Genomic DNA, 25459 nt, shown 5'->3' on the forward strand with positions numbered 1-25459 from the left:
TCTCCATGGGGTAGAGCCTTCAGGAGCCGGTGGCGGTGCCGCGGCGCAGTTCGTCGATGTCGCTGCTGCCGATCCGCAGACACGAGACTGCGCCGGGCCCCCCGGTGAACAGCTCTCGCGTGACGGGTCGTCCCGGCAGCGCCGTCCACGGGTCGACGCCGGCGGCTGCTTCGGGGACATAGTCGGGGAAGTTGCTGCTCATGATGTCCAGGGCTATCCGGTGTCCCTCGCGCAGGCGGTAGGCGACGCTCTGCAGATCGACGGGGACGAGCTCGCCGTGCACGTCGGTGTCGAGACGCACCTGTCCGTAGGCGATCAGGTACGCCTGTCCGCCGGAGGTCACGTCCAGCAGGCGGGCGTGGATGGTCGCGCCCTCGGGTGCTTCCAGCCGTAGCGTCAGTGTCACGGCGCCGATCAGGTCGGTGCCCCGGTCGGCGACCGGGCCGGTGAAGCGCAGGACATCGTCCCGCTTCGCGACGGGGGCCAGATCGGCGCGGTCGAACAGCATGGCGAACGGGTTGGCGCCGGCGGACGGAACGGGATGGGACGGAGCGTGCGTCCAGGCCAGCCGGCCCTTCTCGACCTCCGGCTCCTCGGTGAGGATGCCCGGTGCGAGGCGGTACTCAAGGTGTGCGGCCTCGGGCGGGGGCCAGGCCGTGCTGGTGTGCCAGTCGCCATGGCACACCTCGTAGCACACCCGCGGGGGCATACTGGCGGATCGGCCCAGGACAGCGTCGAAGAACTCGACCGAGGGATCCAGATACCGGGGCAGCATGCGCTCCAGGGCGCCCGGCTCGGTGTTGTGATCGTTTTCAGGACGGACAGGCGCGTGGCCGAGCCAGTAGTTCTCGTGGTCGATGGCCTCCAGACGCAGGTAGAGATGCGCGGCCCACGCCGGGTTGCGAACCAGGGCGCGCACGTCGGCCCACGACCAGACGGCGCAGTTGTCGAACCAGCCGATCGTGTAGAGGGCGGGTACGGGCGTGCTGCCGACCAGACTCTTCACCGGCGGCGGAACGAAGCGGGAGTCGCCGGTGAATTCGGCGTCGAAGTTTGCCGAGCGCTTGCCTATCCGGTCGAAGAAGGGCTCAAGGGCGTCGCGCAGCGGCCGGATGCTCCAGTCGGGCTCCCACTCGTAGTGGTCGGCGTCCACGTAGTGGGTGGTGAAGTAGCGCTTTCGCGAGGTCTGTTCGACGTCGCGGGTGCCGTCACCGTGCCGGAGCGTCATCGAGAGCTGCGAGCCGGTGACGCGTGGCGAGATCGCCTTGAGCGCGGGGTGACCGCTGATCGCGGCGGCGATTGCGGTATGGCCGTAGTAGGAGTCACCCCACGCCACCACGTTGCCGTCGCACCAGTGCTGCTCGCTGATCCACTGGATGGTGTCGTAGCCGTCGTCGGGCTCGTTGACCCCGAACTGAGGCTCGCCCTCGGAGCGGTACTTGCCGCGGACGTCCTGTACCAGGACGTGGTATCCGTGAGCGGTGAAATAGCGGCTGACGGTTGGCATGAAGCAGTAGGAGCCGTCTTTGTCGTACGGCAGCCGTACGAGGATGACGGGCCCGGGGCTGTCGGGGGCCGCCAGGTAGAGGTCGGCGGCCAGCCTGACGCCGTCCCGCATCGGGATCATGATCTGGTCGGCGTCGAGGGGCACGGGACCGGGGCCGACATGGGTGACGCTCAACATGCTTCTTCTCCGTAACTGTCCAGTGCGCGGCGGTCTTCCGCCACCCGGTCGAGATCCCATCCGGGCGCCGGTATGGAGTCCAACAGCAGTCGGGTGTAGGGGTGCTCGGGGCTTCTCAGCAGTTGCTCCGTCGGCCCGCGTTCGACGACTCGGCCGTGGCGCATGACGATGGCCGAGTCGGTGATGTAGCGGACCACCGCCAGGTCGTGGCTGACGAACACGTAGGAGATGCCGGTCTCGCGACGCAGTTCGTCGAGCAGGGTCAGGATCTGGGCCTGGATCGACACATCGAGCGCGGCCACGGCCTCGTCGAGCACCAGGACGCGCGGTTCGACGGCCAGCGCGCGTGCGATCGCCGCCCGCTGTCGCTGACCGCCCGACAGGTCCCGTGGCCGGGACTGTCCCGCCCGAGTGCTCAGACCGACCTGGTCCAAGAGCTCGACGACCCGCTCCTGTCGGCGGTTGGAGCCTGTCCTGTGCAGGTGCAGCGGCTCGGCGATGGACTCGGCGATGGTCAGACGGGGATCGAAGGAGGCGTACGGATCCTGGAAGATCATCTGCAGCCTGCGGGCGTGCTTCAGCCGGTCCTGGCGGGACCGGGCCGCGACTTCCTCCCCGTCGAAGCTGACCACCCCCGAGGTGGCCTGCTCCAGCCCCGCGAGGATGCGGGCGGTGGTGGTCTTGCCGGAGCCGGACTCGCCGACGATGCCGAGCGAGGCGCCGGGCATCAGCTCGAAGCTCACGTCCTGGACCGCGGTGAAGTCTTTGAACTTCTTCACCAGGTTCGTCGCACTGAGTACGGGTGTGGTCATGGTGCCACCTGTTCCGGGCGGAGACACGCCGCGAGCGACGTCCCATGAGAACGAAGAGGGGGAACCTGCGTGGCACAGTCGTCGTCCGCCAGCGGACATCGATCGCGGAACGCACAGCCCTGCGGGGCTTCGGCCAGTGCACGCGGGCGTCCCTCGATGGCCTTGATCGTCGCCTTCTCGCCGTGCACCGAGGGGCTCGCCTCCAGCAGAGCCTTCGTGTACGGGTGTGACGGTGCCACGAAGAGACGGTCGCTGGCGGCCTCCTCGACGATGCGGCCCGCGTACATGACGTAGATCCGATCGCAGATGGCGGCGGCCAGATCGAGGGCGTGGGTCACGAACAGCATCCCGGTGCCATGCGTCTGCTGCATGCGCCTGAGCAGCGTGACGACCTCGGCCTGGGTGGTGACGTCGAGTGCCGTGGTCGGCTCGTCGGCCAGCAGCATCTGCGGTTCGATCGACAGGGCGCCCGCGATCATCACTCGCTGCAGCATGCCGCCCGAGAACTCGTGCGGGTAACGCCGAAGCGCCCCCTTCGGATCGCGGATACCGACCTGATCCAGCAGCTCCAGCACCCGGTCGGTCGCCTCGCCCGCGGACGTGCCGCGGGCCCGAAGCCCCTCGGTGAGGTAGTCGCCGATCCGGCGCACGGGATTGATGGAGGACCGCGGGTCCTGAAAGATCATCGATACCCGGGTCCGCCGGAGTTCCCGGAGCGCCCCTCGGCTCGCCGTGAGCACGTCGAGGCCGGCCACCCTGACGTCACCGGTGGCGGTTGCTTTACGGGGCAGCATCCCCAGAGCGGCCCTTGAGGTGAGGGACTTGCCCGAGCCGGACTCGCCGACCAGACCCACCGTCTCGCCGCGCGCCACCCGCACGCTGACGTCGGCCAGCAAGGGCGTCGCGCCGAGGGACAGGTTCAGACCCGTGATGTCGAGCGCGGTCTCGCGCGCCGTGTGTTTCTCCTCGGTGAGCACCGTCATGCCCTTTCACTCCCCTTACGGCCGATGGAGGCGCCGATGTGCTCACCGATGACGTTCACACTGACCACCGTCAGGAGCACCGCCACGCCGGGCACCAGCCCGGCCCAGGCCGAGCCTTGCAGGATGGCGCTCTGCGCCTCGTTGATCATGGAGCCCCAGTCCGAGGCCGGCGGGCGCACACCCAGCCCCAGGTACGACAGCGACGCGAGGTCCACCAGCGCATACCCGAAGGACAGGGCGCTCTGCGCGATCACCACCGGCAGTACGTTGGGCAGCAGATGACGCAGTGTCACCCAGATCTCCCCGAACCCCATGACGCGGTAGCTCTCCAGGTACGGTTTGGCGCTCTCCTGGAGCGCCACACTGCGTACGACCCGCCCGATGAAAGGCGTGTAACTGACGGCAAGGGCACAGACCGGCGCCAGGACTCCCGGCCCGAAGACCGCGACGACCAGCATGGCCAGCAGCAGGCTGGGGAAGGCGAACACGATGTCCATGCCGCGCGACAGCACGGCATCGGCCCATCCGCCGGCCCGCGCGGCCAGCAGGCCGATCGTGGTGCCGAGCAGCCCGGACAGCAGCACCACGCCCAGCGGTGCGAGCAGGGACAGCCGGGCCCCGTACATGAGCCGGGACAGCACGTCCCGTCCGGTGGAGTCGGTGCCGAGCAGATGGCCTGGGCCACCCGGTGGCAGCAGGGAGTCCAGCAGGCTTGTGGCGTCGGGTGAGTAGGGCGCCAGCACGGGCGCGAGCAGGCCGGTCAAGGCCGCGAGGACGAGGAAACCGGCGGCCAGAACGAGGCTGAGCGGCTGACGGGCGCGCTTGCGTGCGGCCTTGGCCCGCAGAGCGGGAACGGTGAACGTCATCGGCCCGGACCTCCGCTCGTCACGCGCGGGTCGACGAAGGGCGTCACCAGATCCACCAGGGTGTTGACGACGACGAACAGGCCGACCGCGATGAGGGCGATGCCCTGCACCACGGGGAAGTCCCGCCGGTTCACCGCCTTGACGAGCAGGGAACCGACGCCGTCCAGCCCGAACGCGGTCTCGACGACGGCGGTGCCGACGAAGAGGGTCGCTACGAGCAGGCCGATGACGGTGAGGAGGGGTGGCAGGGCGTTGCGCACCACATGGCGTGCGATCACCGCGCCACCGCCGATCCCGCGGCTGCGTGCGACCTCGACGTGCTCGCGGGACAGTTCCTCCGCGAACGCCACGTTGGCGAGCCTGGCGAGGACACCGAAGACCGCGACCGCCATGGCGACGGCGGGCAGGGTCAGATGCCACAACCGGTCGCTGAGGCCGGTGCCCGCACCGGTCGCCGGGAACCAGCCCAGGTTGACGGAGAACAGCGTCAGCAGCCCGATGGCCGCGAGGAAGGTCGGCGTCGCGGTGGTGACGGAGGCCAGCACGGATGCGGCGCGGTTCACCACTCCCCCCTTGACCGCCGACAACAGTCCCACTCCGAGCCCGAACACGGTGGCCAGGAGGGCTGCGTACAGGATGAGCAGGCCGGACACGCCGAGCCTGCTGGTGATCAGCGAGGTGACGGAGGTCTGGTAGACGAGCGACCTGCCGAAGTCGAGATGGAACGCGTCCGCCATCCAGGCCAGATACCCCTGGGCGAATCCCTGGTCGAGGCCGTAGCCGTGTCGCAGGGCCGCAATCTGTGCCTCGTTCAGGCGGCGGCCGCCGGCCAGCGCCAGTACCGGGTCGCCGGGGACGAGCCGCAGCGTGCTGTAGATGAGAACCGATGCGACCAGCAGGGTCAGCACGGCGCCGAGAAGGCGCCGGCCCGCCCAGGGAGCGATGCCGCGCAGCATGACTCACGCACCGCCCAGGCTGGTGGCCCACGGGGTGTAGAAGTAGTTCTGTCGCGGCACGAGCCCGGTGAGGCCCTTGCGGTAGTAGACGTTGATGTACTGCGTGGCGATCGGAATGTTGATCAGGTCCTTCGCCATGACCGCCTGCGCCTTGCTCACCAGTTGGGCACGCTTGGTGTCGTCCTCGGTCGACCATGCGGCCTTGATGGCGGCGTCGTACTCCGTGCTCCGGTAGCCGACGAAGTTGTAGAAGTTCCCCGTCGTGAAGAACGCGTAGTAGGTCACAGGCTCGGGGAATTCCAGGTAGCCGGTCACCAGGAAGATGTCCAGCCCGGCCCGCGCCTGGGCCGAGGAGAAGATGGAGCTGAACTGCTCGGCCGTGAGCGGCTTCAGCTCGATTCTCATGCCCACCTGCGTGGCGGCGTCGGCTATCGCCGTGGCGATCTTGGTCTCCTCCTGGTTCGCCGACGTATAACCCAAGACGATCTTCTGCTTGGCCTTGGCCGACCCGCTGACCAGCGACTTGGCCTTCTTCAGGTTCTGGGCGGGCGCGGGCAGCTTGTCATAGGCAGTCTTGTAGACGTCCTTGCCGTACCCCCACGCCGCCGGCGGGACCAGGGCGCGCAGCGCCTGTGCGGTTCCCCCGTAGACGGACTTGACGATGCCCTGGTAGTCGATCAGGTTCTGCAGCGCCTGGCGGGTGGCGGGGTCGGAGAGGGCTCCCTTGGAGTTGAGCACCGACAGGAACGTCGGGGAAAGGCTCTTGCCGTACAGCATGCTGCCGTTGCTCGCCAGCTGCTGGTGGGCGGCCCGCGGTACCGAGTACTCACCGTCGATGTCGCCGCCGGCCAGGGCGGCGGTCTGGGCGGAGGGGTCGGAGATGAAACTGAAGCGCAGGGTCTTCACCTTCGGTTCGACCGAGGTGTTCCACCACGCGTCGTTGCGCGTCAGGACGATGTTGCGGCCCTGGGACCAGCGGGTCAGCTGGTAGGGGCCGGTACACATGACCCCGCCCTCGGCGGTTCCGAAATCCTTGCCGGCTGCCTCGGCGAACGCCTTCTCCACGACCGCGAACGCGGGCATGGCGAAGTAGTCGGTTACGAGGGCGTCGGCCTTCTTCAGCTTGATCGTGATCTCGCCGACGCCGGTGATCTTGATGGTGTCCAGGTTGGTCGACCAGGTGATCCACGACGAACCGGTCTTCGGGTCGAGCACTCGATGGATGCTGTAGAGGACGTCTTCGGCGGTGACCGGCTTGCCGTCCCAGAACTTGACGCCGTCGCGCAAGTGGACCACATAGGTCAGGGAGTCCGGGTGGTCGATCTTCTCGGCCAGCGCCGGCTGGGGCTTGGAGTCCTTGTCGAGGGTGAACAGGGACTCACACATGTTGCCGACCACGGTGCTGACTTCCTCGGTGGCCGACAGCGCCGGGTCGAGTGTCGAGGGCTCGCCGGTGCCGAGGTTCCAGTTGACGGTGTCGACCTTCTTGGTCGCGTCCGGGACGGAGGTGGTGACGGCTTGGGTCTGCGTCTGCTTTCCGGCCGAGTTGCTCTTGCCTACGCATCCGGTGAGGAGGCATGCACCGACGAGGGTGGCGGCCACTGATGCCGTGTAGGACGTTTTCATGGGTGGACCCTTCGATGCGCTGATGCGGGCCGGGGGATGCGGGTGCCGGGAGGGCGGGGAGTCGCCCGGGGGCTGACCGCCCGGTGGAGTGACGGTTGGCCGAAATGTTCGTTGCGGGCGGTCGAACCTGCGGGGTGCCAGCGTCTGCGTTGTCTTGATTCTTTGTCAATGGTGACGACGAAAAGGATGGTGCTTCACAAGTCACGGGGAGGACGCGCAGCTCCAAGCGGCTCTGCAGCGCGTCTCACGTAGGATCTACTACTAGTACGGGTTCGGATGCTGACACCGGAAACACGCCTTGGCCTCCCTACCCTGACCGTTCCACAGTTCTTTGTCTATAGTGACAAGAAACGATCTGAGGGGGTCAGGTGGGAAGGCCCAGCCTTGCCGGCCAGCGGCGGGCAGAGATCTTGAAGGCCGCCGCTCAGTCGGTGGCCACGTACGGTCTGGCGGCGAGCACGCTGGAGCGGATTGCGGCCGTGGCCGGAATGAGTCGTTCACACATCCGGCACTACGTGGGCAACCGCGACCAGCTCATCGACGCGCTGTGGGACCACATCATGACGCCGTACTTCACCTCCATGCGCGAGGTCCTGGCGGATCGGGAACCCGGTACGGCGTTGCCCGCGCTGGTGGACTTCCTCTTCGGGCCGCAGATGGCCCGCGGCGAGGACGATCCCGTCATCGAGGCGCTGATCAGCGGCTCGATGCAGGACGTTCGACTGCGCGGCCGCATCTATGACAGTTACAGCCGCCTGGAACGCGAGATCGCCAAGGTTGTCCGCGACTCCGTTCCCGGCTGCGGCTCGGCCGAGAGCCTGCAACTCGCCTATGCCCTGATCTGTATGGCGTTCGGGCACTCGGCTCTGACCGGGTTGCCGTTTCCGGCCTCCCGGCAAGCGGGGATGAAGAACCTGGCGCTGGGGATGGTCCTGTCGCTCCAGCTCGCGTCGCGCCCCGCGGCCCGACGGGACGGCAACGGAGATGGTGCTGATAAGGGTTCCTGATGAGGTGGTCCGGGTTCACGGCCGAGTCCTTCGATCGCCTTACGTGCGCAGGGCGTTGAGCGCGTCGCGGGAGCGGCAGGCAGAGGGCCCGGCCCATGAGCAGAGGTAGCTGCTCCCTGGGGATGTCCTGCAGCGTGTTCCGACGAGTCTGCAGGGGGGCGGCCACGAACGCGACCGGGTGTTTCGTCAGGCGGGACGCCCCATCCCGCGCTCAAGGCGCGAAACCCGGCTGCGGCGAGGGGCGCGATGCGCTGGTGCATGGACGTCCTTTCGGCTGAACGGGCCCGGGGCCAGGGCGCCCCCTCGGCGGGCACCCTGGCGCGGTCTTCACGCCCCGGGAACCCGGTCGAGATCGGGATCGGTCGGGGTCGCCCAGGCCGGCTCCCAGGTCAGCAGGGAGCATTCGGCGGAGCCGAGATCCACGTCGACGACGTACCGGAAGCCCGCGGATTCCGCCGCGGCGATGCGGGTGCCATCGGCCGCGGATGTCACGAGAACAAGGCGCCGGCACCGGGGGTCCGCCCTGCTGACCGCATCGATGAGTGCGGTGAGCAGGTGCGGGAGGGCCTCGTTGGCGCAGTCGTCCGCCTGGACCTCGATGTCGTGCAGTGCCACGGGGTAGGCGTCGCGCAGGCGGCCGGCCGCACAGCGCTCCAGGTGGATGCCGAAAGCGCGGGTCTCTTTCGCCCCCCGCAGGTCCTGGGCGTGGCGGCCGCGACGCACCGGCGCGGCGTTCCACCGCGCGGGGAGAAGCACCTTGGGAAGTTCCGGGACCGGAATCATGTCACTGCTCCCCGGCCGCGACCCGTCGGATGGCGGGTTTGTTCAGCTTGCCGGAGCCGTTGCGCGGCACGGTCTCGACGACCTTCAGTCGCCGCGGCAGCTTGTAGCGGGCCAGGTACTGTGCCGTGTGGTCGCGCACGTCGTCAAGGGTGATCCGGACATCTTGGGCCACGGAGATCACCGCGGCGACGGTCTCGCCCCACTGCGGGTCGGGGACGCCTACCACGGCGACGTCCAGGACACCCGGCATGGTGGCGAGGGCGTGCTCGACCTCGGCGGGGTACACGTTCTCCCCACCGCTGATGATCATGTCTTTGAGGCGGTCGACGACGTACAGGTAGCCGTCGTCGTCGAGGTAACCGATGTCCCCGGAGTGGAACCATCCCTCGTCGTCGTACGCGGCGGCGGTGGCTTCGGCGTTGTTCCAGTAGCCGACGGACACATTCGGTCCGCGGACGACGATCTCGCCCCGGATTCCAGGACCCACGAGTTCCTTGGTGAGGACATCGACTACGCGCACCTGTGTGTGGGGCATGGGGATGCCCGCCGAGCCGATCTTGTCGAGGGTGTGCTCGACCGGGAGGTGTGTGGCGAACGGCGCGGTCTCGGTCAGGCCCCACGCCTGCTGGAGCAGCAGGCCGCGGTCGGCGTACTGCCGGACCAGCGAGGGCGGCACGGGGGCGCCCGCCACCACGACGGCCCGCAACCCGCTCAGGTCGTTGTCGAAGACCCCGGGCACCCGGGCCAGCGCGGTGAACATCTGGGGCACGCCGAACATGGAGTTGACCTTCAGGCGCACCAGGTCGTCGGCGCACTGCTGGGGGGCGAAGGAACGGCGGACCGCCACGGTGCCGCCGCGTGTGAGGGTACGCAGCGCGAAGCTGTTGAGGGCTCCGATGTGGAAGAGCGGAGCTGCCGCGTAGGTGATGTCGCCGCGTCGGGTGTCGAGTTGGAGTTCGACGTTGACCGAGTTCCACCAGGCGTTGCCGTGGGTGAGGACGACGCCTTTGGGCGTTCCGGTGGTGCCGGAGGTGAACATCAGGATGGCGGGGTCGTCGGTGTGTCTGGGTGCGATCGTGCAAGTCGGCTCGGCGCCGGCGATAAGCGCTGCCCAGGGTTCCCAGCCGTCCGACGCCGTGCCCGCCGGCACAGTGGGGTCGTCGTCGACCAGCAGGAGGCGGCGAAGGCTGGTCTTGTCCCGTACCCGGTCGACGCTCGCGCGGTGACCTTCTTCGCAGACGATGACCTGGGAGCCGCTGCTTTCGAGGAGCTGGGTGAGTTCGGGGTCGGCAAGGCGGAAGTTCACCGGGACGAACAGCGCGCCGAGGCGGAAGGCGGCGAGCATGGTGACGAAGAAGGCGGTGCTGTTCAGCCCGAGGTAGGCGACGCGGTCCCCGTCACGGGTGCCGTCGGCGGTGAGCACGGTGGCCAGCCTGGCGGCCTTGTCGTCGAGCTCACGGAAGGTGAGGTCGCCGCCCGGGTAGTCGAGGACGACGGTGTCCCCGTGATACCGGGCGTTGCGGGCGACGGCCGCGGCGGGGTTCAGATCGACCGTGAGGCCGGAGTTGTGCGGGTGGGGCGTGGTCACGGTGGGCTCCTCGTCGGGCTCAGAGGTGGTCGCCGCCTGCGGCGGTGGCGAAACCACGGACGCCGATCCCGCCGTCGACGGAGATCGCCTGGCCTGTGATGGGGCCGCTTTGTTCGCGTGCGGCCAGCAGGACGTACGGCCCGGTGAAGTCGCGTGGGTCGGTGCTGGAGTCGTGCAGGGGAATGGGGGGCGGCGGGGCGTCCGGGCTCTTCCTCGCGAAGGAGGCCGACAGGGAACGCCCGTTGAGGTCGAGGGCCTGCGGGCCGCGCAGGTCGGTGTTCATGCCGCCGCAGGCGACGCCGTTGACGCGGACCTTGGGGGCGAGTTCGTAGGCGAGTTCCCGCATCAGGCCGAGGCAGGCGTGCTTGCTGGCAGTGTAGAGGGGGCCGCCGCCGTTCACGTAGAAGGAGGCGTTGGACAAGGTCATGACGATGCTGCCGCGTGTCCTGACCAGTTCCGGCCAGGCGGCTTCCGCCGCCAGCAGGTATCCCTTGACGTTGATGGAGAAAATCTCGTCGAAGGCCGTATCGAGTTCCTGCGCCGTCAGGCGGGTGAGCGGACGCTGGTAGTCCCACACGCCCGCGTTGGCGACGAGGGTGTCGAGCTTGCCGAAGCGTTCGACGGTGGCGGCGACGGCGGCGTGCAGCGCCTCGGGGTCACGCACGTCGCCGACGACGGTGTGGAAGCGATCCGGCGCCTGGAAGCCCTGGGCGACCTCGTCGAGGCGGGACTTGTCCCGGCCGATGATGGTGACGGACGCGCCTTCCGCCACGAAGCGCTGGGCGACCGCGCGTCCGATGCCGGAGCCGCCGCCGGTGATCAGCGCGCTGTACCCCTCCAGCCAACCGCGGCTCATGACATCTCCTCGGTGAGGAAGCCGGTGACGAGCTGCTCGAACTCGCGCCGCCGCTCCAGCTGAACCCAGTGGCCGCAGCGGCCGAAGACGTGCAACTGGACGTCCCTGATCTGCTTGAGCATCAGCTGGGCGCCGTCGAGGGTGATGGTGCGGTCGTCGCGCCCCCACAGCAGCAGGGTCGGGGAATTGATCTTGTGCAGGTCGCGCCAGAGGGGGTCCATGCCGCCGCGCTCGGCGAAGGCGGCGTTGTAGCGGTGGTAGAAGGCGATGTGGCTCTCGTCGAGGGATGCCTCGTAGCGGGCCTTGACGACATCGGCGCCGAACTGCTTGTGGTCGAAGACCATGGTGCGGATGAACGCGCCCATCTTCTTCTCGCTGGGGCCGGTCCCGTGGTAGTAGCGGAACATCTCCTTCTGGCCCTCGGTGGGGGTCGGGCCGAAGGGCAGCCAGCCGCCGCCGGGGGCCATGAGCACCAGGCGGGTCACCCGGTCGGCGCGCTGCTGGGCCATGGCGAGGGCGGCGGCTCCGCCGAGGCTGTTGCCCAGCAGGTGGAAAGTGCCGACGCCGAGCGAGTCCAGGGCCTGGAAGAGGGCGTCGACCGTGATCCGGGTGATGGACCGCTCCTCGAGGTCCTGCTCCGTGGGACGGTAGCTGTCGCCGAATCCGGGCTGGTCCGGCAGCAGGACACGGAAATGCCGCGCGAACTCCGGCAGGTTCTGGTGGTAGTTGCTGACGCCGGAGGCACCGGGGCCGCCGCCGTGCAGCATGACGAGCACCGGCCCCTGGCCGGTCTCCGCGACGGCGATCTCGCCGAGCGAGGTGGCCACACGGTGCTGCTTGAGTTCGAGGTCGGTCACAACGGTTCCCCTCGGGAAGAAGGCGGCGGATCAGAAGAAGGTGGAGATGTTCTTCGCCTGAAGGATGTTCTGGTCGAGGAGGATGGTGCGGCGAGCCACGCGCAGTCCGTCCGGCGTGCGGCGCAGGATGTCGGTGCGGCTGCCGGCGAAGACGTTCTCCTCGCGCTCCAACCGGTTGCGGTAGACCAGGAAGGCGGAGCTCACCAGGAGGTCGTCCTCGGTGAAGTCCGTGTTCTCCTCCGGATCGATGTGCCGGACGAGGACGTTGGTGACCAGGTGCCGGGTACGTGACGGCGGGTCCTCGGCCCAGGCCATGCCGGAGTCGAACCGGCGGATGCGCCAGGCCAGACTCTCCTTGGTCTCGTCGTAGAAGGCGGCCTCACCCCGGGCGGCGACGGACAGCGCCTGCTGACGGCGCAGCCGGTTGGTGCGCGTCGGCATCCAGTAGTCGAGGTCCTCGGCCAGCAACTCGAGCCAGTCGGTGAAGCGGCCGGCGTCCAGGAGTTCGGCCTCCTCGTAGTAGAACTGCTCGACCTCGAAGTGGGTGTCGCGGTCGGCCCGCGCTCCCGCACGGGAGGGGGCCGGTTCGGTGCTGGCGCTCACAGTGTCCTTCGATCCCTTCTGCGCATGCGGTCGGTACGGGCCAGTTCCGTTCTGCGGCACATCAGCCCCGCAGGAGGGCGCGGAGGCCGACGGACGGGTCGGCCAGCCGCCCCGGATCGGCCGCGATCCGGCGGTCGATCATCCGGCGGGCCGCGCGTACGACGGCGGAGTCGTCGACGGCGGCCGCGGCGACCACGAGCCCGTCCCGCATTCCGAACACGGCGAAGGACGGGTCGTCGAAGGAGCCGCGGACGACGGTGTCGCAGGCGCGGGCCATGTGTCCCACGCACTCGATGTGCCGGTCGTGCCGGTCGGTCCAGAACCAGGGGGCCGTCGCAGCCGGCCGTGGTGTCCCGAGGATGGTCGCCGCCGCCCGGGCGCCGTCGGTCTGCGCCGCCTCCCAGTGCTCGGCACGGGGCAGAAGCACGCCCTTGTCGTCCCGGGTCCTCGCAGGATCCCCCACGGCAAGGACGGCCGGGTTCGACGTCACCTGGCCGGAGTCCACGACGACACCTCGGCCGACTTCGAGTCCGGCCTGCTCGGCGAGACCAGTGTGCGGCACCATGCCGACACCCAGCAGTACGGCGTCGTAGGTACGTGCCGGGCTGCCGTCGGCCGGCCGGGCTTCGATGCCGGCGTCACCGAGGTCGGTGAAGGACGCCACGGCCGTCTGCCGGGTCGTGATGCCGTTGCGGGCGTGCAGGCCATGCACCCACTCGGCGAGCTCGGGTCCGAGGACCGCGGTGAGCGGTACGGCCACCGGGTCGAGGAGAGTGACTTCACAGCCCAGACGTACGGCCGTTGAGGCGCTCTCCGCACCGATGAGCCCGGCGCCCACGACCAGGATCCGGGCGCCGGGGACCAGGGCGGTGCGCAGCCGGTCGGCGTCGTCGGCGGTGCGCAGGACGTGCACGCGCGGGCTGCCCGCGCCGGGAACCGGCGGGCGGGCGGCGCCCGCTCCGGTGGCCAGCACGACGCGGTCGGCGCTGAGCAGGGCTCCGTCGGACAGTTCCAGCTTGGCTTCGCCAGGGCGCAACGCGGTGACGGTAGCGCGGTTGACCAGGCGCACCCGCTGGTCGTCGTACCAGGACGGCGGCTGGAGAGCGATCTGCTCCAGGGTCCTGGAGCCGGCGAGGAAGTCCTTCGACAGCGGCGGCCTGTCGTAGGGGAACTCCCCGGCGTCGACGAGGGTGACCTCACCGTCGAACCCCTGGGAGCGCAGGGCGGCGGCGGTGCTCACCCCCGCGATACCGCCGCCCACGATCACCACGCTCGTGCTCACGGAGTCTCCCCGGGGAACAGGTAGATCTCGCCGTCGCGTACCTCGACGCGGTGCGGGCACACGTTCTTGGTCGCCGGCAACCCCTGGACCTCGCCGCTCTTGAGGCAGAACTTGCTGGAGTGCAGAGGGCACTCGACGAAGCCGTCCTCCACCCAGCCCTCGGCCAGCGAGGCGGTCTCGTGGGTACAGGTGTCGTTCAGCGCGTACACGGTGTCGTCGATGTCGCGCAGCAGGGCGATGTTGTCGTCGGTGCCCGTGACGGCCTTGTCGACGGCGATGCCCTCGCCCTGCGGGATCTGATCCAGGGACGCGACGCGGACGCCGTCGCTCATGCCTGCTCCTCGTGCCATGCGGGGGTGTTCATCAGCTCGCGCCAGCGCCCGTAGAACGCCCGGCCGGCGGCGTCGCTGTACAGTTCGCTGGTGGTTCCCGGGTAACGGCCGTCGTTACGCTCCGAGCCCAGGCCCATCTGGTAGTTGAGGGCGATCCCGTTGGTGATGAAGCCGCGGGAAATGGCCTGCACCTCGCTCCAGTTCTCGCCGTCGTCCTGCTCGAAGATCCCGCTGGGGCTGAAGGTGCGCAGGTTGTAGAGGCGCTGGGCCTCACGGACCTCCTCGGGCATCGACTTGTCGACGATCGTCCACGCCCACACCTCCATGCGGTCCGGGCCCTTGGGGTGCCAGACGCGCAGGGAGCCGTTGACGGGCAGGTAGGAGAAGTTAGGGAAGACGGTGGCGTGCCCGTTGGTCAGCGGGCCCTCCACCCGCGCCTCGCCGAGGCGCTCGCGCAGGGCGTCGTAGTCCGTCCACGTGTGCACGGTCTGGGCGTCGAACCGGTTCTTGGGGTGGACCGGGAAGCCCGCGCCGTTGCCGTTCGCATCGGAGTACTGGCGGCCGGCGCGGTGCACGACTTCGTCCTTGGGCTTCCTGGCGGACGGCGAGAGCACCATGAGGGCCGAGGCGTGGCTCATGTTCACGTGGTACCAGTCGGTGGCGAACTGCTCGGCCGCCAGCTTCCAGTTGCCCTCCAGCACCCATTTGTGGACGCCGCCCACCACCACGGTGCCCTGTTCGTCATGGTCGAGCATGGCGTCCATGTACCAGGCCATGTCGCCCAGCGACTCGCGCAGCGGAACCGGGTCGGGGTTCCAGGTGCCGAAGATCAGCCCGTGATAGCTCTCCACGTGCGCCACCTCGGCCAGGCCCCACCGCCCTTCGTCGAAGTCGCCGGGGTAGCCGTCCTTGTTCGGCACGCTCGCCAGGGAGCCATCGAGGTTGAAGGACCAGCCGTGGTAGGTGCACGTGAAGTTGCGGGTGGTGCCGAAGTCCGCACGGCACACCCGAGCGCCCCGGTGGCGGCAGGAGTTGAGGTAGGCGCGTACGCGTCGGTCACGGTCGAGGGTGACGATGACCGGGTCCTCACCCATGTACGTGGTGAAGAAGTCGCCCGGCTGGTGGAACTGATCCGTGTGGGCCAGGAACAGCCAGCTGGGTGCGAAGATGCGGCGCAGTTCCTGCTGGTACAGCTCCTGGTCGGTGAAGACGACGCGATCCAGCAGTCCGCCCTCGGTGTCGACGAGCCCGGAGACGTCGAGGGTGTGTGCCAGGTCTGCCGGGCGCCGCAGGGCCCCGCGCGGGGCCGCAGTGGCCGCGCCCTCGGGTTCGATCGTCGAGGTCATGCCCCCAGGCAACAGCAGCAGGTCACACCACTTCCATCCGTCGTTCCGCAGAGCGGCACACGCGCTGTCGGCGAGGTGACCGGCCAAGCGAGCGTGAAACCATGCTTGCTGCAACCGCCGTCTCCCAGAGCGCGAGCGACCCGCTGGCCGGGCTCGTGCTCGGGGACGTTCCCAAGCCCGAGCCGAGGCCCGGCTGGTCCCTGGTCCGTGTCGTCGCCTCGTCGCTGAACATGCACGATGTGTGGACGCTGCGCGGTGTGGGCCACCCAGCCGAGCGGCTGCCCGTCATCCTCGGCTGCGACGCCGCCGGGTACGACGAGAACGGCAACGAAGTCCTCGTCCACCCCGTGATCGCCGACCCGAACGCGGGTCTGGGCGACGAGACCCTCGACCCGGGCCGTGCCCTGCTGTCCGAGCAGCACGACGGCGCCTTCGCCGAGTACCTCTCGGTGCCCACCCGCAACCTGATCCCGAAGCCGTCCTGGCTGTCGTTCGACGAGGCCGCCTGTCTACCGGTCGCCTGGGGTACCGCCTACCGGATGCTGTTCACCCAGGCGGGACTCCGGGCCGGTGACCGTGTTCTGGTACAGGGGGCGGGCGGGGGTGTCGCCTCGGCCGCGATCAAGCTCTCTGTGGCCGCGGGAGCCGTGGTGTACGCCACGAGCCGCAGCCAGGACAAGCGCGAGCAGGCTCTGTCCTGGGGTGCGCGGGCCGCCGTGGCGAGTGGAGAACGGCTGCCGGGGCGTGTGGACGTGGTGATCGAGACGGTCGGCGAAGCCACCTGGTCGCACTCGCTGAAGTCGCTCCGCCCCGGCGGCACGATCGTGATCGCGGGCGCCACCTCCGGCACCAATCCGCCCGCCGACCTCGGCCGGGTCTTCTACCTCCAGCAGCGCATCCTCGGTTCCACCGGCTGCACCCGCAGCGAACTGGTGTCCCTGCTGAAGCTGATGGACGCCACCGGTCTGCGCCCGGTCATCGACCGCACGCTGCCGCTCACGGAGATCTACAAGGGGATCCAGCTCATGCTCGACGGGCGGCTGACCGGGAAGCTCGTCATCCACCCGACCGACGACTCCCCCCGGTGAGGAGCACCGCCATGACCGCCGCAGCAGTCGGCCTCTCGCACTCCCCGCTGATCGGTGCCAACGACCCCGCGCAGGAGGTGGTCGCCGCTGTCGACACGGCCGTGGACGAGGCCCGCTCCTTCGTCCAGGATTTCGACCCGGAACTGGTCGTCCTGTACGCCCCGGACCACTACAACGGCTTCTTCTACAAGGAGATGCCTCCCTTCTGCCTGGCCACCGAGGCGCATGCCGTCGGCGACTTCGGTTCCGCCGCCGGGCCGCTGTCCGTCGACACCGAGGCGGCGCGGAGACTGGCACAAGGGGTGCTCGACCGAGGTGTCGACCTGACCGTCTCCGCCCGGATGACCGTCGACCACGGGTTCGTGCAGCCGCTGGAGGTGCTGTTCGGGGGCATCGACAAGATCCCGGTGGTGCCGGTCTTCGTCAACGGGGTAGCCACCCCGCTCGGCCCGGTCAGGCGGGTCAGGGCCCTGGGCACCGCGATCGGCGAGGCCGCGGCCGAGCTGGACCGGCGGGTGCTGTTCCTGGCGTCCGGTGGCCTCTCCCACGACCCGCCGGTCCCGGTGCTGGAGGGGGCGCCGCCCCGCGTCGCCGACGCCCTCATCGAGGGCCGTCCGCCCACGCCCGAGCAACGGGCCAGGGGCGAACAGCGCGTGATCCAGGCCGGCCGTGACTACGCCGCCGGGTCGAGTTCGATGATCCCGATCAACCCCGAGTGGGACAACCTGGTCCTCGACACCCTGGCGGAGATCAAGTCGGCCGACGTCGACGCCTGGAGCACCGAGTGGATGGGGGCCGAGGGAGGCGGATCCGCCCACGAGGTCCGCACCTGGATCGCCGCCTTCGCGTCCCTCGCCGTCGTCGGCGACTACCGCTTCACCTCCCGCTTCTACCGGCCCATCCCGGAATGGATTGCCGGATTCGCCGTGGTGACGGCGCAGTTGAAGGCGGTCCGATGACACAGAACGAGGGCGAGCGCGATCAAGCGGTCGTGGAGACCCCGAGCCGGCCGGCGTCCGCCGCCGAAGGGCGCACACCGTGCGCCCGGTCGGGTCCTGCCGGGCACCGGCGACCTCGCATCCGCCTACCAGGTCCAGCAGATGCTGGTGGACCGCGGCGGAGCGCCGGATCCCGCGTCACCGATCGGAGGATCGGTCTCACCTCCCCGCGGTCCAGCGGCAACTCGGCGTCGACCGGCCCGACTTCGGCGTTCTCTTCGACGACAGGGGCCTTTCCGGACGTGAGGTGCCCACCGGGCTGCTGCTGCGGCCCAAGGCGAAGGCCGAGATCGCGTTCGGCCTCGGCGCCGACCTCGACTCGGCCGAGCCGACCCCGGCCGGCGTACGCGCCGCGGTCGCCCATGCCGTGCCGGCCCTGGAGATCGTGGACGGTCGCATCGCAGGCTGGGCATCACCCTTGTCGACACGGTCGCGGACAACGCCTCCTGCGGTCTGTACGTCCTCGGCGACCCCCGCCTCACGCTCGAGGAGTTCGAACGGTGGCCAGGACGGCGCCGGCCGGGGAATGCTGCTGGACCCACATGCCCGCACGCCCGCGCTGCGTGTTCTGTGTCTCGGCCAGGCCCGGGATCAGGGCAAGGGGGTCATGCCTCGACGCGGCGCGGGCTCCGCCGCCACCGCGTCCGGGTCGGCCAGGCTCGGGACGCCTCGGCGGCGACCCGTCGGACCTCGACGCTGAGTCGCCGAGTGTCGGTACTGCCCCTTTGTCCTGCTATCGACAGGGCAGCCACGGGCAGACCGCCTCGATCCAGTACCGGCGCGGCCACACAGACCAAGCCGGGCTGGTACTCCTCGTCGTCGAATGCGACACCGGTACAACGGATCCTGTCCAGTTCTGCGGCCAGTTCGTCCGGTGCTGAGATGGTGCGCGGCGTGAACCGGGCAAGGGGCCCGGTCACGACCTGTTCGGCGGCCCGGGAGTCATAGGCCAGGAGAACCTTTCCGACCGCCGTGGCGTGGGCGGGAAGGCGGCCACCGATCCGCGAGGGTACGGGGGCATTGCGGTGACCGTAGAGTTTGGCCAGGTAGACGACGTGCGTGTCATGGAGCACGGACAGGTGAACGGTCTCCCGGGCCACCTCGTACAGATCGGCCAGGTAGGGCAACAACAGGTCGCGGACCACCTCGGATCCTGGTGCATACACCGCACGGCCGAGGTGATGCAGGCGCTCCCCGAGCCGGTAGTCGGTCCCGATGCGCTCCACGACGCCATTGCGCTCCAACATGCCCAGGACACGATGCGCGGTGGACTTGCTCAGTTGCGCTCGGCGGGCCAGTTCACTGACGCCCGCCCCGGAGCTGGTGCGCTCGCCCAGGGCGATGAGTAGGCTGATGGCCTTGTCGACGGATGCTCGATCGTCACGCGGAGGGGCAGCAAGAGTGGCAGTCATCCTTTTCACCTCGGCTTCAGGGCAAGGGCGTCACTTTCAATGAACGCTTCGCAAGTTTTACGTGACAAGCATGCGAAAACATCCAGGTGTTCGTCAATAATGACGAGATGACTATTAAAAGTGACGCCCTCGCCCACGAGAACGATCTCGTGACCCGCAACGTGCGACGTTTCCGGCTGGAGCGGGCCATGTCGCTCGGGGAACTGGCGCGGCGCTCCGGCCTGTCCAAGCAGACGCTGTCGAAGATCGAGCAGGGATTGGGCAACCCGACCGTGGAGACCCTGTCTCTGCTCGGTGCCGCCCTGGACGTACCCGCGCGGCGGCTGCTGACCGAGTGGGGGACACCCGTCTACGTGCAGCGCCAGAGCGAGGGTGAGTGGCGGCAGGCGACCAACTGGACGGAACGCGTGCTCGATGAGACCTACGGCTCCGGATACGTCCGCACACTCGTCCTGCGTCTGGAGCGCGGCAACAAGGACCCGCAGCCGGTTCAACCGCACGCAGCGGGAACGCTGCACCATCTGTACATCGTCACAGGGAAGCTGCGCACAGGCCCGCTCAGCGAACCGGTCGAGCTGGCCGCCGGCGACTTCGCACGCTTCCCCGGCGATGTCACGCACCGGCATGTCTGCCTGAGCGAACGGGTGGTCGCCCACATGGTCACCACAGTTCCCCAAGTACGCCAGTTCGGCCCCACCATCGTGAAGGGCACTCCGGAGTCCGGCACAGGGTGAAACCGTTCGCCCAGCGGACGTCATCGCTCCGGCTCCGCTCTTTGCTCGTATCCGCACGTCGTCCCACGACAGGGAGGAGCACCGCTAGCAGCGTGATCGGGGGTCCGGCAGTCGGACGGCGGAGCCTTTCTGGATGCGACAGGCTCCGGGGACGCAGTACCCGGCACTCGACACCTTCCGGATCGGCCAGGGCGAGTTCCCCGCCATCCTCGGTGAGTCCGGCTCGAAGCAGGAGATCGGCTCCTGCATCGACGAGATGCCTACGGCTGCACACCGATCTTGACGCGCCCTGGGAGGTCCGCGCGCGTGGCCCTGCTCGCGCAGGTCCAACTCCCGCTCGCGCTCGCGCAGTCGTTGCCGAAACCGTGGTCCGGCGGGCAGCGGCAGCAAACTCACCAGGCCAATCGGACAACAGCGCTACGCGAAGCTGAGCGACCCAGGTTTGAACGGGGCGAAGGCGGCGCGTACAAGACCCTCGTCTCCACGAGGCCCGACAGCGCGGTCGACATGTTCGTCGGGCACTTCCCGCCCGGGGCGTCGAACGGCGCCGCCTACACACACGGAAACTCGTCCGAAGTCCTGCCGGTGCTGCAGGGGAGCGTTCTCGCCTCGGTGGACGGCCAGGAATACCTGATGACGGTCGGTACGAGCCTCAAGTACCGCACATCGGTTCCGCACCAACTCCGCAACGCGTCCACCGGCCACGCCTCCGTCCTGTGGGCTGTCAGCCCACCCACCTCCGGGACATGACGGATGACATCGACCAAGGAGAGCCAGTGCCCGACCAGACCGAACCCAGCCCTACGACTGTTTTCCTCGGCCGCCTGTTCGACCCGCGGTCGGCGCTGACCCACGAAGCGGCGGCCGTACGGGACGGCAGGATCACCGCTGTCGGGCCCGCGGTGGAGGTGACCGCCGCGGCCGCACCGGAGCATGTGGTGGACCTGCGTGATCACGGCGTGATCGTCCCGGGCTTCGTCGACGCCCACACGCACTTGCAGACCGGGGCCCGGGTACTGGGTCTCAACGTCGGCGTGCACACACCACCGACGCGCTCGATCGAGGACATCATCGCCACACTGCGGCGTGCCGACGAGGAAAGGCCGGGCACCGGCTGGCTCGAAGGCCAGGGCAACCTCGGCCAGAGTCAGCGGCTCGCCGACCGGCGTTACCCCACACGGCACGAGCTCGACACGGTCAGCACGACCAGACCTGTCGTCGTCCGCTTCGGTGTACACGTCTGGTCCCTCAACTCAAGGGCCCTCGCGCTGCTGGGGATCGACCGCGACACCGTCCTTCCCAGCCCGGCCCGCGTCGAGTGCGACGAGTCCGGTGAGCCGACCGGCGTGGTGAACGACCTCTTCATAGTCCGCCACAAGCTGCCGCACCTGTCGCTGCCCGAGCCCGGCGACGACAGCTTCGAGGAGGTGCTGGTCTCGGCCGCGAGCACGTACTTCACCGCGCGGGGCGTGACGACCATCGGCGAGATGACCGACGGGCTGGCAGAGCTCGGCGTGGTGCGCAGGCGCATCGTGGACGGATCGATCGCACTGCGGCTGAAGCTGTACGCGCTGGGCCGGGACTCCGTCGAGGCCGTCGAGGCCGGTACGTTCGCCGACGTTCTCGGACTCGACGCACCCGAGGTCGCCGACCGGCTGGTTTTCGGTGGCATCAAGCTCATGGGAGACGGCGGGGTCTCGGCCCGGGAAGCTGCGGTCTGGCAGGCATACCCGGACCGTCCCGGGTACACCGGCCAACTCGGCCTGGCCGAGGGCGACGTCGAGCGCACCGTCCAACTGGCCGAGGAACGCGGCTTCCAGCTCCTGGTGCACACCGCGGGTGACCGTGCGATGGACTTCGTCCTCGATGCTTTCGAACGCGCCGGGCAGAAGCTGGGCGGTGACGATGGAACGCCGGTCTGGACGCGTCGCCACCGTATGGAGCATCTCGGCAACATGTTCGCCACTCGCGAAAGGATCGCTCGCAGCAGGGATCTCGGCATCATGCCGGTGGCCAACATCGGGTTTCTGCACGGGATCGGCGACTCGATGCGTGGAGTGGTGGGCGAAGGTTTCGAGTCCGCGCCGATGTACCCGCTCAAGACCATCCTGGCCCACGGGTTCCCGGCGGCGGGTGCGAGCGACTTCGCCGGGGGACTGCCCGAGATCTCCGATCCCCTGTTCCTGATGCGCGTCATGCGCGAGCGCAAGACGTTCGCGGGCCTCACCCTCAGCCCCGAAGAGGCGCTCTCCCCGGTCGAAGCCCTCCGAGCGGTCACCTGTGACGCGGCGGTGGCGATGGAGATGGAGCGCCTGGTCGGTGGGATCCGCGCCGGGTGCCTGGCTGATTTCGCCGTACTCTCCGGTGATCCGCTCACGGCGGAGCCCGCGCACCTCACCGACGGCACGGTCCGGGTACTCGAGACCTGGCTCGGCGGCAAGCAGGTCTGGCAGTACGACGAGGCTTGAGTCCAAGAACGCGCCGCGACGGACCTCCTTGGCCCGCAGGCTGTCGCGGACTTCCTGGTAGCGGTCTTGCCTGGCAAGTGCTACGGCGGCTTTCCCGGCCTGCGCGTTTTTCTTGCAGCGGTGTCCGCGTCTTGATCGAAACGCGAAAGTGCCTTCTGAGCTGGGATGATGAGGCTTGCCGAAGGTCTCTGTCATCCAGCAGGACGGCACTTTCTGCGTGAACCTCACCCGGTCACGTCCCAAGCTCGTCGTGCCGGCCGACGGTCACGGGGTGGTCAGCCACGCCGGATCCCGCCTGCTGGCCAACCTCTCCGAATCACCGGACTGACCAGCACCTTCACGGACGCACTGAGCCAGCTGCGACCGCGAGGCACCGGGCAGGACCCCGGCCGGATCGCGGTCGATCTCGCGGTCATGCTTGCCGACGGCGACGAGGCAATAGCGGACCTGGTTCTGCTGCGCGACCAGACGGAGATGTTCGTCCCCGTCGCCTCCACACCGACCGCCCGACGCCTGCTGGCCGGCATCGACTCGGTTGCGCACTCGCCCGCCTGCGCACGGCGAGGGCCACCGCCCGGGAGGTCGCATGGCGGCAAGCTGCCGAGACCAGGGCAGGGATACCCGCAGCCCGCGCGGGCGGACGCAACCTGCCCGGTCTTGTCCTGGACCTCGACTCCACCCTGGTCACCTGCCACTCCGAGAAAGAGCAGGCAGCGGCGACCTACAAGCGCGGCTTCGGCGACCACCCGCTGCTGTGCCTCCTGGACAACACCGGCGAAGCCCTGGCCGGCCTGCTGCGGCCCGGCAACGCCGGTGCCGACACCGCCGCCGACCACATCACCGTCCTCGACCAGGCGCTGGCCCAGATCTCCCCAGCCCCGCAGCACGCAGTGGAGGCCGGCGACCACGGCGGTCACCGGCCGTTCAGCCTTCGAAATGGCGGTCGCCGCCCGGACCTTGTCCCGCAGCACCCGCATCGCTCTGGCAGAGGGCACCGTTGCAAGTAACACTTGCCCCGCCATTTCCACGACTCCGCTTTCCGGTGTGGAAGTCGAGGAAATCGAAGCCCTGCCCGCCCTCGTACTCAAGGAGATCGAGAAGATGGTGAGCGCGCAGGGCTGACACGGCGACCTCCGTGGACACGGCACAACCTTCGCCTCCGCGAGCTTCTCCGCCTCGCCGATGGACCGCTGGCTGGGCACGGCGTCTCCCTCACATCGACATCGGATGGCAGGCTCGCACGGCCTGCGATCGTTCGACATCAAATTGTACGAGCGTGGCGACCGGGACGGTGCGGTGTGGTCCACGGTCTCAGGGGCTCGCCTCCAGTGCCGGCCCATCCCGTAGGCCGCGCTGCACATCCGATGCGCGATGACGTGCGCCATCGCCTCCGGGCACGGACTCGGGGCTACCGCGATCCACGGATCTCCCGGCTCGGGCTGCTGAAGCCGGTCGGTGTGCTTCGCCCGGCCGGAACGACGCCCGGGGACGGGAGATCCGTGCTGCGTCCGGAGATGCACATCACCGCCGGTTGGTGAACCCGGCGTCCACCGGCAACATGTTCCCAGTCACGTACCTTGCCTCGGCGGATGCCGACCACAGGACGGCGTTGGAGATGTCGACCTGTTCTCCTGCCTGATCTGTGCCGGTTGTCATCGGCGTGCTCACTTGCCGCCCAGCAGCGCCGCCCAGGGCGACTGCACATAGGTGAAGGTGGTCGGTGCCCCGGTGAGCTCGGTGTTTTCCCAGACGGTGACGCGGGGGGCGGTCAGCGGGATCAGGGGGAGGTCCTTGAGGAACTGGTCATGGGCGCGAAGAAGGCTGCTGTCGCGCTTGGCCGGGTCGGTCCGGGTGCGGGCGTCCGCAAGGGCGCTTTGGACCACCGGGTTGTCGTAGCCGTTGAAGTTGTAGACCCCGTCGGCGGCGATCAGGTCGTTGAGGTACACGATCGGGTCGTGCACGATCGGTGCGTACACGGTGAAGAAGAGGTCGACGCCCTTACGGGTTTCCGGGTCGGCGAACAGCTGGGAGTACTGGTTCGGCTCCATCGGCTTGAGGTTGATCTTGAAGCCGGCCGCCGCTGCCTCGCTCTGGACGGCGACCGCGGTCGGGGTCGCCAGCGCGTCGCCGGCGGGCAGAGCCAGAGTCAGCGTCGGGGCGGGCTTTCCGGTTTCAGCGATGAGCCGCTTGGCGCCCGCGACATCCTGCGCAGTGGAGATCTGGCCGGTGGACCTCTTCAGCGGGCTGCTGTCCTTGCTGATCGAGCCTGGCGGGATCAAGCCGCCCAGTGGGTCCGCAGCGCCGTTGTAGATCTTGGCCGCGATGGCGTTGCGGTCGATTGCCTTCGAGAGGGCTTGCCGGACCTTCGGGGCGGCGAGGCTGCCCTCGGTGGTGCTGCCGACGACCAGCCCGTACATCTGCACCGCATTGCCGGAGCTGCCGACGGTCATGCTGCCCGTGCCTGATCGCTGCAGGGTGGGAACGATGGACGGCGGGATGTTCCAGCCGCCGTCCAGGGTGCCGCCGCGGAAGGCGTTGGCGAGCGTGGTGGGGTCCTGTGGCCAGGAGAAGGCGACCGATCGCACCAGTGGTTTGAAGTCGGGCCCCCAGTACTTGTCGTTCCGGACGATCTCCAGCGAACTTGCCGGATCCCACTTCCCGGTCTTGTACGGACCGGTACACATGACCCCGGCGGCGGGAAGACCCCAGTTCCGGCCGGCTGCAAGTGCCTGCTTCTTCTGGTAGATTTTGCCGGCGCTGCCGGCGAGTTGCTTGTTGAAGATGATGTCCGGCGCTTTGAGCGTGACGGTGACCGTGTCGGATGCGGTCGCCTTGATCGACTTGATTTCCTTGCCGAGGGTGGCATTCTGCGCGCCGGTCGACCCAGTGGTATTGGCCTTGATGCTGAAGATGATGTCGGCGGTCGTCACCGGCGAATCGTCCCAGAATTTCGCGCCCGGTCGGATCTTGTAGGTGAAGACCGTGCTGTCGGCGTTGACGGTGAAGGTCGTCAAGCCCGGCTTGATCGAGTAATCCGGGTCGAGTCGGACGACGCTCTCGCACAGGTTAGCGTTGACCATCAGCCTCGATTCTTCGGTGGGGTTTGGTCGTTGGGTGGCCAGGTGGTTCACCCGTATTGTCCCTCGCTGTGTGAGGGCGGGCCGTCGCGTGTCGCTGC

The 25459-nt window shown here is 68.7% G+C and carries 25 protein-coding genes and 1 pseudogene; 9 read left to right on the forward strand and 17 right to left on the reverse strand.

Annotated elements, in window-relative coordinates; translation table 11 throughout:
* Positions 1–19: 19 nt before the first annotated feature.
* From ACWEKM_RS28415 to ACWEKM_RS28440, 6 genes are read right to left on the reverse strand one after another with little or no spacing between them, the layout of a single operon-like run.
* Complete coding sequence (locus ACWEKM_RS28415) at positions 20–1684, reverse strand: CocE/NonD family hydrolase (protein WP_451624093.1); 1665 nt, start codon at positions 1682–1684, stop codon at positions 20–22.
* Positions 1678–2496, reverse strand: a complete 819-nt coding sequence (locus ACWEKM_RS28420; protein WP_451624094.1) for an ABC transporter ATP-binding protein — start codon at positions 2494–2496, stop codon at positions 1678–1680. The genes ACWEKM_RS28415 and ACWEKM_RS28420 overlap by 7 nt, the downstream gene beginning before the upstream one ends.
* Positions 2493–3479 carry an ABC transporter ATP-binding protein gene (locus tag ACWEKM_RS28425; protein ID WP_451624095.1) on the reverse strand — a complete coding sequence of 329 codons (987 nt, stop codon included), beginning with the start codon at positions 3477–3479 and terminating at the stop codon, positions 2493–2495. The genes ACWEKM_RS28420 and ACWEKM_RS28425 overlap by 4 nt, the downstream gene beginning before the upstream one ends.
* Positions 3476–4345 carry an ABC transporter permease gene (locus ACWEKM_RS28430; protein WP_451624096.1) on the reverse strand — a complete coding sequence of 290 codons (870 nt, stop codon included), beginning with the start codon at positions 4343–4345 and terminating at the stop codon, positions 3476–3478. The genes ACWEKM_RS28425 and ACWEKM_RS28430 overlap by 4 nt, the downstream gene beginning before the upstream one ends.
* Positions 4342–5301, reverse strand: coding sequence for an ABC transporter permease (locus ACWEKM_RS28435; protein ID WP_451624097.1), 960 nt, complete (start codon positions 5299–5301; stop codon positions 4342–4344). Before ACWEKM_RS28435 ends, ACWEKM_RS28430 begins: the two co-directional genes overlap by 4 nt.
* Positions 5302–5304: 3 nt before the next feature.
* The gene (locus tag ACWEKM_RS28440; RefSeq protein ID WP_451624098.1) at positions 5305–6927 is read right to left on the reverse strand and encodes an ABC transporter substrate-binding protein; all 1623 of its coding nucleotides are present in this window, start codon (positions 6925–6927) and stop codon (positions 5305–5307) included.
* Between the two features lie 410 nt (positions 6928–7337).
* Here ACWEKM_RS28440 and ACWEKM_RS28445 point away from each other — a divergent pair, with 410 nt between their 5' ends.
* The gene (locus ACWEKM_RS28445) at positions 7338–7934 is read left to right on the forward strand and encodes a TetR/AcrR family transcriptional regulator (RefSeq protein WP_451624099.1); all 597 of its coding nucleotides are present in this window, start codon (positions 7338–7340) and stop codon (positions 7932–7934) included.
* A 327-nt stretch (positions 7935–8261) separates the two neighbouring features.
* Here the strand turns inward: ACWEKM_RS28445 and ACWEKM_RS28450 are convergent, their stop codons facing one another.
* The 8 genes from ACWEKM_RS28450 to ACWEKM_RS28485 form a co-directional block, all read right to left on the reverse strand.
* Positions 8262–8717 carry a hypothetical protein gene (locus tag ACWEKM_RS28450; RefSeq protein ID WP_451624100.1) on the reverse strand — a complete coding sequence of 152 codons (456 nt, stop codon included), beginning with the start codon at positions 8715–8717 and terminating at the stop codon, positions 8262–8264.
* A gap of 1 nt (position 8718) precedes the next feature.
* Positions 8719–10305 carry an acyl-CoA synthetase gene (locus ACWEKM_RS28455; protein WP_451624101.1) on the reverse strand — a complete coding sequence of 529 codons (1587 nt, stop codon included), beginning with the start codon at positions 10303–10305 and terminating at the stop codon, positions 8719–8721.
* Between the two features lie 19 nt (positions 10306–10324).
* On the reverse strand, positions 10325–11161 hold the full coding sequence (gene hcaB, locus ACWEKM_RS28460) for a 3-(cis-5,6-dihydroxycyclohexa-1,3-dien-1-yl)propanoate dehydrogenase (protein ID WP_451624102.1): 837 nt from the start codon (positions 11159–11161) through the stop codon (positions 10325–10327).
* The gene (locus ACWEKM_RS28465) at positions 11158–12018 is read right to left on the reverse strand and encodes an alpha/beta fold hydrolase (protein WP_451624103.1); all 861 of its coding nucleotides are present in this window, start codon (positions 12016–12018) and stop codon (positions 11158–11160) included. The genes hcaB and ACWEKM_RS28465 overlap by 4 nt, the downstream gene beginning before the upstream one ends.
* A gap of 30 nt (positions 12019–12048) precedes the next feature.
* Complete coding sequence (locus ACWEKM_RS28470) at positions 12049–12621, reverse strand: aromatic-ring-hydroxylating dioxygenase subunit beta (protein WP_451624104.1); 573 nt, start codon at positions 12619–12621, stop codon at positions 12049–12051.
* A gap of 61 nt (positions 12622–12682) precedes the next feature.
* Positions 12683–13903, reverse strand: a complete 1221-nt coding sequence (locus tag ACWEKM_RS28475) for an NAD(P)/FAD-dependent oxidoreductase (protein WP_451624105.1) — start codon at positions 13901–13903, stop codon at positions 12683–12685.
* Complete coding sequence (locus ACWEKM_RS28480; protein ID WP_451624106.1) at positions 13900–14235, reverse strand: non-heme iron oxygenase ferredoxin subunit; 336 nt, start codon at positions 14233–14235, stop codon at positions 13900–13902. Before ACWEKM_RS28480 ends, ACWEKM_RS28475 begins: the two co-directional genes overlap by 4 nt.
* Entirely contained in the window at positions 14232–15581 is a 1350-nt protein-coding gene (locus tag ACWEKM_RS28485; protein ID WP_451624107.1) for an SRPBCC family protein, read from the reverse strand. The genes ACWEKM_RS28480 and ACWEKM_RS28485 overlap by 4 nt, the downstream gene beginning before the upstream one ends.
* 101 nt (positions 15582–15682) lie before the next feature.
* Here ACWEKM_RS28485 and ACWEKM_RS28490 point away from each other — a divergent pair, with 101 nt between their 5' ends.
* Together ACWEKM_RS28490 and ACWEKM_RS28495 are read left to right on the forward strand one after the other, a co-directional pair.
* Positions 15683–16669, forward strand: a complete 987-nt coding sequence (locus ACWEKM_RS28490; protein WP_451624108.1) for a zinc-binding dehydrogenase — start codon at positions 15683–15685, stop codon at positions 16667–16669.
* A gap of 11 nt (positions 16670–16680) precedes the next feature.
* Positions 16681–17628 (forward strand): 3-carboxyethylcatechol 2,3-dioxygenase, encoded by a 948-nt coding sequence (locus ACWEKM_RS28495; RefSeq protein ID WP_451624109.1) that lies wholly within the window; start codon positions 16681–16683, stop codon positions 17626–17628.
* Between the two features lie 644 nt (positions 17629–18272).
* On the opposite strand, the gene ACWEKM_RS28500 is transcribed toward ACWEKM_RS28495, so the two are convergent.
* Complete coding sequence (locus ACWEKM_RS28500) at positions 18273–19079, reverse strand: IclR family transcriptional regulator (RefSeq protein ID WP_451624110.1); 807 nt, start codon at positions 19077–19079, stop codon at positions 18273–18275.
* A gap of 107 nt (positions 19080–19186) precedes the next feature.
* Between ACWEKM_RS28500 and ACWEKM_RS28505 the strand changes: the two genes are divergently transcribed.
* The 6 genes and pseudogenes from ACWEKM_RS28505 (at position 19187) to ACWEKM_RS28530 (ending at position 23403) form a co-directional block, all read left to right on the forward strand.
* Positions 19187–19813, forward strand: coding sequence for a helix-turn-helix domain-containing protein (locus ACWEKM_RS28505; RefSeq protein ID WP_451624111.1), 627 nt, complete (start codon positions 19187–19189; stop codon positions 19811–19813).
* Positions 19814–19946: 133 nt separating this feature from the next.
* Positions 19947–20096: a hypothetical protein gene (locus ACWEKM_RS28510; RefSeq protein WP_451624112.1), complete on the forward strand. Its 150-nt coding sequence runs from the start codon at positions 19947–19949 to the stop codon at positions 20094–20096.
* A 23-nt stretch (positions 20097–20119) separates the two neighbouring features.
* A complete protein-coding gene (locus ACWEKM_RS28515; protein WP_451624113.1) occupies positions 20120–20563 on the forward strand; it encodes a cupin domain-containing protein in 444 nt (147 codons plus the stop codon).
* Positions 20564–20589: 26 nt separating this feature from the next.
* Positions 20590–22281: an amidohydrolase gene (locus tag ACWEKM_RS28520; protein WP_451624114.1), complete on the forward strand. Its 1692-nt coding sequence runs from the start codon at positions 20590–20592 to the stop codon at positions 22279–22281.
* 193 nt (positions 22282–22474) lie between these two features.
* Positions 22475–23168 (forward strand): annotated as a pseudogene (locus ACWEKM_RS28525) (transposase); the annotation flags it as partial.
* A 49-nt stretch (positions 23169–23217) separates the two neighbouring features.
* A complete protein-coding gene (locus tag ACWEKM_RS28530) occupies positions 23218–23403 on the forward strand; it encodes a hypothetical protein (RefSeq protein WP_451624118.1) in 186 nt (61 codons plus the stop codon).
* A gap of 399 nt (positions 23404–23802) precedes the next feature.
* Here ACWEKM_RS28530 and ACWEKM_RS28535 read toward each other — a convergent pair whose 3' ends face one another.
* Complete coding sequence (locus ACWEKM_RS28535) at positions 23803–23937, reverse strand: hypothetical protein (RefSeq protein ID WP_451624115.1); 135 nt, start codon at positions 23935–23937, stop codon at positions 23803–23805.
* Positions 23938–23945: 8 nt separating this feature from the next.
* Positions 23946–25412, reverse strand: coding sequence for an ABC transporter substrate-binding protein (locus tag ACWEKM_RS28540; RefSeq protein WP_451624116.1), 1467 nt, complete (start codon positions 25410–25412; stop codon positions 23946–23948).
* Between the last annotated feature and the right edge of the window lie 47 nt (positions 25413–25459).

Source organism: Streptomyces sp. NPDC004752 (assembly GCF_053601275.1).

Coding starts and splice junctions, on each gene's coding strand:
- ACWEKM_RS28485 (WP_451624107.1), bottom strand. CDS start 15,581: ATGACCTCGACGATCGAACCCGAGGGCGCGGCCACTGCGGCCCCGCGC.
- ACWEKM_RS28450 (WP_451624100.1), bottom strand. CDS start 8,717: ATGATTCCGGTCCCGGAACTTCCCAAGGTGCTTCTCCCCGCGCGGTGG.
- ACWEKM_RS28480 (WP_451624106.1), bottom strand. CDS start 14,235: ATGAGCGACGGCGTCCGCGTCGCGTCCCTGGATCAGATCCCGCAGGGC.
- ACWEKM_RS28420 (WP_451624094.1), bottom strand. CDS start 2,496: ATGACCACACCCGTACTCAGTGCGACGAACCTGGTGAAGAAGTTCAAA.
- hcaB (WP_451624102.1), bottom strand. CDS start 11,161: ATGAGCCGCGGTTGGCTGGAGGGGTACAGCGCGCTGATCACCGGCGGC.
- ACWEKM_RS28415 (WP_451624093.1), bottom strand. CDS start 1,684: ATGTTGAGCGTCACCCATGTCGGCCCCGGTCCCGTGCCCCTCGACGCC.
- ACWEKM_RS28535 (WP_451624115.1), bottom strand. CDS start 23,937: ATGACAACCGGCACAGATCAGGCAGGAGAACAGGTCGACATCTCCAAC.
- ACWEKM_RS28430 (WP_451624096.1), bottom strand. CDS start 4,345: ATGACGTTCACCGTTCCCGCTCTGCGGGCCAAGGCCGCACGCAAGCGC.
- ACWEKM_RS28495 (WP_451624109.1), top strand. CDS start 16,681: ATGACCGCCGCAGCAGTCGGCCTCTCGCACTCCCCGCTGATCGGTGCC.
- ACWEKM_RS28505 (WP_451624111.1), top strand. CDS start 19,187: ATGACTATTAAAAGTGACGCCCTCGCCCACGAGAACGATCTCGTGACC.
- ACWEKM_RS28425 (WP_451624095.1), bottom strand. CDS start 3,479: ATGACGGTGCTCACCGAGGAGAAACACACGGCGCGCGAGACCGCGCTC.
- ACWEKM_RS28490 (WP_451624108.1), top strand. CDS start 15,683: ATGCTTGCTGCAACCGCCGTCTCCCAGAGCGCGAGCGACCCGCTGGCC.
- ACWEKM_RS28435 (WP_451624097.1), bottom strand. CDS start 5,301: ATGCTGCGCGGCATCGCTCCCTGGGCGGGCCGGCGCCTTCTCGGCGCC.
- ACWEKM_RS28500 (WP_451624110.1), bottom strand. CDS start 19,079: ATGACTGCCACTCTTGCTGCCCCTCCGCGTGACGATCGAGCATCCGTC.
- ACWEKM_RS28510 (WP_451624112.1), top strand. CDS start 19,947: ATGCGACAGGCTCCGGGGACGCAGTACCCGGCACTCGACACCTTCCGG.
- ACWEKM_RS28530 (WP_451624118.1), top strand. CDS start 23,218: ATGGCGGTCGCCGCCCGGACCTTGTCCCGCAGCACCCGCATCGCTCTG.
- ACWEKM_RS28440 (WP_451624098.1), bottom strand. CDS start 6,927: ATGAAAACGTCCTACACGGCATCAGTGGCCGCCACCCTCGTCGGTGCA.